This is a genomic window from Calditrichota bacterium, from assembly GCA_014359355.1.
Classification (GTDB): Bacteria; Zhuqueibacterota; Zhuqueibacteria; order JANLFK01; family Oleimicrobiaceae; genus Oleimicrobium.
The window spans coordinates 1-5,418 of sequence record JACIZP010000032.1; the positions used below are offsets into that span (position 1 = coordinate 1).

Consider the following 5,418-nt stretch of genomic DNA (forward strand, 5'->3'; position numbering starts at 1 on the left):
GAGCAGCGGGAAGCCTTCTACCGCTACTTTCGCGAGATCGAGGAAATCTACGAAATCCTTTCCCCCGATCCTTTCCTGCGCCCCTACCTGGAAGACTATCAGCGGCTGGTGGAGATGTACCGCCTGCTGCGCAACGCTTACGAGCCGCACGTGCCGGTTGACAGATCTTTTTTGCGCAAGACTGCGGAAATCGTGCAGCAGCACAGCCGCACCGATGCCATCCGTGAACCGCAGGTGACCTACGAAATCAGCCCAGGGGCCTTGCTGGCTCTCCTGAACGAGGAAAAACCAGAGACGGTGAAAGTGTTCAACCTGCTCAAGGAACTGCACCGGTTGGTGGCTGACCAAGGCCGCATTGCTCCATACTTGCTCTCCATTGGCGAGCGCGCCGAAGAGATCCGCCGCCGCTTCGAGGAACGGCTGATCGAGGCCCAGCAGGCGCTCCAGGAACTGGAGGTGCTGGTCAAACAACTGAAGGATGCCGAGAAGGAACGTCGGACTAGGGAGGATCTGGCAAGTCACCCCTACGCGCCGCAGGCCTTTGCAGTGGAGTGGTGGCTCCGCACCCATCAGGTTTCTCCGGAACAGGCCAGGCAGGTCGCGCAGACGATGGAGAGCGCCTTTGCCGCCTTCCCACACTGGCTCAGCAGCCGCCAACAGGAAAGCGAACTGCGCAGAGAACTGTACAAAGCGTTGCTGGATGTGGGCATCAGCGACGTTGTTGCCTGGGCTGATGCTATCCTGAACCTGCTGCGGAGGGCCGCCGAATGAGAAAGTCCGCCGCCCCGGAATGGTTGCCGCTGGAAGAGGCCGTTCCCGTTGACCTGTTCCGCGCCGAAGTCGAGGCCTGGGCGCAGCGGCTGGGCGTCACCCCGCGTGAGGTACGCATCCGGCCAATGCAGCGCAAATGGGCCAGTTGCTCTTCACACGGGCGGCTCACTTTTGCCACCGACCTCCTGCGGCAGCCCGCCGCCTTCCGCCGCGAGGTCATCGTCCACGAACTGCTGCACCTCAAGGTGCCCAACCACGGCCCCCTGTTCAAGGCCCTCCTGAAAGCCTACCTCGCGGAGACACAAGACACACCGCACCAGCTGTCGGGGGTGCCTGCTGCGCCTGTCCTGCAGTCTGGCCGTCATGGGGACTGAACAGTGGCGACCGGAACCGTTTTCAACTAATCGGTTGATTTTCTACCGCCAGTTCGTTATATTTGCGCCCGAGTTTTGTGGCGAGAACTATACGAGGCTTTGACCATGGTGGTGCACCTTACGCAGGTCATTTGGTTTCTCAACGCAGTGGGTTACGCACGACTGGAGGACAGCTAAGGAGATGAGCATGGAAGGAGCAGTGGTCTTTCCTCGCGCCGCCGTTGGTTGCTCCCCTCGGCGGCTCCGCACCCTTCGTTCCATCCCTTGCATCGCATTGCCTCCCCACAATCGTCAGCTTACTTGCTCGTTGCTTGCCCACTTCGCCACGGGCTTGAGTACGCGCGCATAGTCGCAACAAGATGCGTGTCTCGTGCTTGGCTCGGGCGCCAAGGCCTGGATCCCCAGCGCCCCTTGACTGACAACGGGAGGAAACGTGAAAATGTTCGTGCCTACGAAAATGTTTTTGACTAAGGGTGTCGGTGTGCATCGCGAGGAGCTGCAGTCGTTCGAGTTGGCTTTGCGCCACGCGGGCATTCAGTTCTTGAACATCGTCTCGGTGAGCAGCATCCTGCCACCGGGGTGCAAGATAATTTCGCGGGAGCGCGGGCTGTCGCTGCTCAAGCCTGGGCAGATCGCCTTCTGCGTCATCGCGCGCGCCAGCAGCAACGAGCCCCGCCGGCAGATTGCCGCCTCGGTGGGCGTGGCCATCCCCGCAGACAAGACCATGTACGGCTACTTGAGCGAACATCACGCCTTTGGCCAGACCGAAAAAAAGGCGGGCGACTATGCCGAAGACTTGGCAGCCTCCATGCTCGCCTCCACCCTGGGCGTGGAGTTCGACGAGGACGAAAGCTGGGACAACAAGCGGCAAATCTGGAAAATCAGCGGCAAGATCGTGCACAGTCGCAACATCACCCAGTCGGCCAACGTGGACAAAGAAGGCAAGTGGACGACGGTGGTGGCCGCTGCCGTTCTTCTGCCTTGAGAGGAGCGCGCATGGCAAAACGGAGCAAGTCGCCTTACTTGCGCGGACCGCGCATCAAACCGGCACCGATCACTGGCTCGATCTCTGTAACCGAGCTGGTGGACAAGACCTTCTTGGCTTACAACGCCGCTCGGCTCAGAGAGGCCGCGCGGCTGCTGGTGGAGAAGGTTTTGCGCGAAGAGGTGACGGTCGGCCTCAGCCTGTCCGGCGCGCTCACCCCTGCCGGGCTCGGGCTGTCGTGCGTCGTGCCCCTCATCGAGCACGGCTTTGTGGACTGGATAACCTCCACAGGCGCTAATCTCTACCACGACGCTCACTTTGCCTTGGACCTGGCTTTGCACGCCGGTTCGCCGTTTGTGCCAGACCCCGAGCTGCGCAAGCACGGCGTCATTCGCATCTACGACGTGCTGTTCGACTATGAGGTGCTGCTGACCACCGACCGTTACCTGCGCGAGGTGACCGCGGCGCCAGAGTTCGATATGCCCATGACCACGGCGCAGCTCCACCATCTTCTGGGCAAGTACCTGGCCAAGCGCAACGAAGCGCTGGGTGTGCAGACAGAGTCCATTTTAGTGGCGGCCTACAAGCACGGGGTTCCGGTGTACACGCCGTCGCCTGGGGATTCGTCCATCGGCATGAACCTGGCTGAGCTATCGCTGCGCGGCAGACCGCGCCTGCTGGACGTCATGGCCGACGTCAATGAGACGGCGGCCATCGTCTACGACGCCAAGCGCAAAGGTGGCAAGAGTGCCGTGTTCATCCTCGGCGGTGGCGCCCCTAAGAACTTCCTTCTGCAGACCGAACCACAGATTCAAGAAGTGCTGGCGATCCCTGAGAAGGGGCACGACTACTTCATCCAGATCACGGATGCGCGGCCGGATACGGGAGGCCTGTCCGGTGCTACGCCCAGCGAGGCAGTGAGCTGGGGCAAAGTGAACCCAGCGCAACTGCCGGACACGGTCGTCTGCTACGTGGACACCACCGTAGCGCTGCCCCTGCTCACGGCGTACGTGCTCGCCAACGCCAAGCCGCGGGCGCATAAACGCCTGTACGACCGGCGGGACCAGCTTCTGCAGGCACTCCGCCAGGAGTTCCAGAAGCGACAGCGTCGCAAGAGATGAGGGGCGCAATGAGGCACGGCGTGCTGCTCACCTTTGGGGGGATTGAGGACCCAGGGACCTACGAGGCTGCCCGCTGCGTCGTGCTGCCGGTGCCGTACGACTCGACCACCTCCTACCAGCCGGGGACGCGGCGCGGCCCGCTGGCCATCTTGGAGGCCTCTGGCCACATGGAGCTCTACGACCACGAGCTGGGGCAGAGCCCAGTGGAGCACGGCATCTGGACCTTGCCCCCACTGACCAGCGAGGCCTCGGGCCCAGAGGCCATGGTTGCCGCCGTGCGTCAGGCGGTGGCCCCCCTTCTGGCCGACGGCAAGATGGTGCTCACCTTGGGGGGCGAACACTCCATCACTCTCGGCGCGGTGCAGGCCTGCAAGGAGAGGTATCCTGAGCTGCGCGTGCTGCAATTCGACGCACACGCAGACATGCGCGACTCCTACGAAGGCTCGCCCTTCAGCCACGCCTGTGTGATGCGACGCGTGGTGGAATTGGGGGTGCCGGTGGTGCAGGTGGGAATCAGAAGCATGTCCGAGGAAGAGGTTGAGCCGCTGCGCCACAGCCGGCTCACCACCTTTTTCGCCGAGCAGCATCCCAGCGCCGCACAGGTAGTGGAGGCGCTCAATAGGTTCGGTTCAGGGCCGGTCTACTTGACGTTTGACCTGGATGCCTTGGACCCGGCCATCATGCCGGCAACCGGCACCCCGGAGCCTGGCGGCCTCTTCTGGTACCAGACCATCGAGCTCCTGCGTGGGGTGGCCAACGCCTGCCACATCATCGCCGCCGATGTCGTAGAGCTGGCACCCACTCCTGGATTGGTGGCGCCGGACTTTTTGGCGGCAAAACTGGCCTACAAGATCATCGGCTACGTGCTGGCGCGGTAAGGGAAGCAAGGGAAGGACGCTCCACCCCGGGTGCGGTTAGCCCACAGCTCCGAGGGCGGGATACCGCTGACTATGCCGCACGATCGATCACTCCTGGCGCCACGCTGCAAAGGCGAGGCACAGTTCCTTCCCGCCCACCGAGATCGTGGGCAGTCCCGCCATTTTCACACCGCGGCGCTGGCAACGGCTTGCTCTAAGATGTCCAGGCCGGCGGCGAGTTCCGCATCGCTGATGACCAGGGGCATGAGCGTGCGGATGCAGTTGTTGTAGGTGCCCGCCTTGAGCACGACCAATCCATGCTCGTAGCAGTGGCGCAACACGTGCGTCACCGCCTGCGGAGCCGGCTCCTTGGTCGCCCGGTCCTTGACGAGCTCTAAGGCGTTCATCGCCCCTATGCCGCGCACATCACCGATGAGCGGGTAGCGTTCCTGCATCGTGCGAAAGCGGTCTCGCACACGCTTGCCGATCTCCTCTGCCCTGCTGACCAGGCCTTCCTCTTCGATCACCTCCAGGACTGCCAAGGCAGCCGCGCAGCTCACGGGATTGCCGCTGAACGTGCCGCCCAGTCCTGCCGGATGGATGCCATCCACGACTTCTGCCCAGGCAATAACTGCAGCCAGAGGCAGCCCGCCTGCCAGTGACTTGGCCGTCACCAAGATGTCCGGCTCCAGGCCATAGTGTTCGCAAGCGAAGAGCCTGCCGGTCCTACCCCAGCCCGTCTGGATCTCGTCGGCAATGAGCACGATGCCGTGGGCGCGGCAAAAGTCGCGCAACGCCGCGACATAGGCCTGAGGAAAGGGGACAAAGCCACCTTCACCAAGTACCGGCTCGAAGATGACTGCCGCAACCGTCTGCGGATCCGCATTCGCCATGAAGAACTCCTCTAACCGCGAGGCGCAAAATGTGGCACACGAGTCGGGCTGCTTGTCGTAGGGGCAGCGGTAGCAGTAGGGCGCCGGCAGGTGGTAGACCTCGGGCGCGCCGGGCCCAAAGCCCTTGCGATACGGCGCCACCTTGCCGTTGAGGGACATGGTCAAATACGTACGCCCATGGTAGCCGTGCTCAAAGCTCACCAACGCATAGCGCCTGGTGTGGTACTTGGCGATCTTGACCGCGTTCTCCACCGCCTCGGCGCCAGAGTTGACCAGAATGGTCTTCTTCTTGGAATCTCCCGGAGCCAGACGGTTCAGGCGCGCCGCCAGCGCCACGTAGGACTCGTAGGGGAGCACATGAAAACAGGTGTGAGTGAACTTGCGCACCTGCGCAATGACAGCTTCCACGACCTTCGG

The 5,418-nt window shown here is 62.7% G+C and carries 6 protein-coding genes; 5 read left to right on the forward strand and 1 reads right to left on the reverse strand.

Annotated elements, in window-relative coordinates; genetic code table 11:
• The 5 genes from H5U38_01420 to speB all read left to right on the forward strand — a co-directional run.
• The coding region (locus tag H5U38_01420; protein MBC7185673.1) for a type I restriction endonuclease subunit R at positions 1–771 on the forward strand (771 nt) is incomplete at its 5' end.
• Complete coding sequence (locus tag H5U38_01425; protein MBC7185674.1) at positions 768–1,145, forward strand: M48 family metallopeptidase; 378 nt, start codon at positions 768–770, stop codon at positions 1,143–1,145. The genes H5U38_01420 and H5U38_01425, both read left to right, overlap by 4 nt.
• A 439-nt stretch (positions 1,146–1,584) precedes the next feature.
• A complete protein-coding gene (locus tag H5U38_01430; protein ID MBC7185675.1) occupies positions 1,585–2,130 on the forward strand; it encodes an arginine decarboxylase, pyruvoyl-dependent in 546 nt (181 codons plus the stop codon).
• A gap of 11 nt (positions 2,131–2,141) precedes the next feature.
• Positions 2,142–3,251: a deoxyhypusine synthase gene (locus H5U38_01435; protein MBC7185676.1), complete on the forward strand. Its 1,110-nt coding sequence runs from the start codon at positions 2,142–2,144 to the stop codon at positions 3,249–3,251.
• Positions 3,252–3,259: 8 nt separating this feature from the next.
• Complete coding sequence (gene speB / locus H5U38_01440; protein ID MBC7185677.1) at positions 3,260–4,129, forward strand: agmatinase; 870 nt, start codon at positions 3,260–3,262, stop codon at positions 4,127–4,129.
• Positions 4,130–4,293: 164 nt separating this feature from the next.
• On the opposite strand, the gene H5U38_01445 is transcribed toward speB, so the two are convergent.
• The coding region (locus H5U38_01445) for an aspartate aminotransferase family protein (GenBank protein MBC7185678.1) at positions 4,294–5,418 on the reverse strand (1,125 nt) is incomplete at its 5' end.

Coding starts and splice junctions, on each gene's coding strand:
- H5U38_01425 (MBC7185674.1), top strand. CDS start 768: ATGAGAAAGTCCGCCGCCCCGGAATGGTTGCCGCTGGAAGAGGCCGTT.
- H5U38_01430 (MBC7185675.1), top strand. CDS start 1,585: ATGTTCGTGCCTACGAAAATGTTTTTGACTAAGGGTGTCGGTGTGCAT.
- H5U38_01435 (MBC7185676.1), top strand. CDS start 2,142: ATGGCAAAACGGAGCAAGTCGCCTTACTTGCGCGGACCGCGCATCAAA.
- speB (MBC7185677.1), top strand. CDS start 3,260: ATGAGGCACGGCGTGCTGCTCACCTTTGGGGGGATTGAGGACCCAGGG.